The organism is Streptomyces sp. NH27 (assembly GCF_056859195.1).
The window spans coordinates 1-1,041 of record NZ_JACEGK010000987.1 but is presented as its reverse complement, the minus strand read 5'-3'; the positions used below and the strand labels follow the sequence as shown (position 1 = coordinate 1,041).

At 70.9% G+C, this 1,041-nt stretch carries 1 protein-coding gene; it reads left to right on the top strand.

Translation table 11 applies throughout. The features are described from left to right. On the top strand, nt 1–1,041 hold a 1,041-nt coding region (locus tag AC13HU_RS37580), incomplete at both ends, for a Dyp-type peroxidase (RefSeq protein WP_483046491.1).

Here is a 1,041-nt window from a genome sequence, read left to right as displayed (position 1 = left end):
TTCCACGGCCCGCACCAGGCCGGCATCACGCAGGCCGTGCAGCAGTCCAGTGTCTTCCTGTCCTTCGACGTCACCGCGGCCGACCGGCGGGAACTGGTCGAGTTGCTGCACACCGTCACCGACCGGGCGCGGTTCCTGACCACGGGCGGCACCCCGGCGGCGCTGGGCATCACCGACTCGCCCTCGGACAGCGGCACGCTCGGCCCCCAGGTCCCGCACGACGGCCTGACGGTGACGGTCGGGGTGGGCGCGTCGCTCTTCGACGGCCGGTTCGGGCTGGCGGACCGCAAGCCGCTGCGGCTGACCGCGATGCCCGCGTTCGAGGACGACGACCTCCAACCGGACTGGTGCCACGGCGACTTGAGCCTCCAGCTCAGCGCGCCGCACCCGGACACGGTGCTGCACGCGCTGCGCGACATAGCCCGGCACACCCGCGGCGGCATGCAGGTGCGCTGGCGGATGGACGGCTTCACCAGCCCACCCCGGCCCACCGGCACCCCCCGCAACCACCTCGGCTTCAAAGACGGCACCGCCAACCCGGACATCACCGACCCGGCAGTCGCCAAACGGCTGCTGTGGACCGGCGGCAACGGCGAGCCCGCCTGGACGACCGGCGGGTCCTACCAGGTGGTGCGGCTGATCCGGATGCTCGTCGAGTTCTGGGACCGGGTCTCGATCACCGAGCAGGAACGGATGCTCGGCCGGGCCCGGGACACCGGCGCCCCGCTCGACGGCGGACACGAGTTCGACACGCCGAAGTTCGCACAGGACCCGATGGGCGACGTCATCCCGCTGGACAGCCACATCAGGGTGGCCAACCCGCGCACCGCACAGAGCGCCGACTCCCGCATCCTGCGCCGCGGCTACAACTACGACCACGGCATGGACAGCGACGGCAACCTCGACATGGGGCTGATCTTCATCTGCTACCAGCAGGACCTGGAACGGCAGTTCACCGCCGTGCAGAAACGGCTGGCCGGCGAACCACTGGTCGACTACATCACCCCGTTCGGCGGCGGCTACTTCTTCGCACTGCCCGGC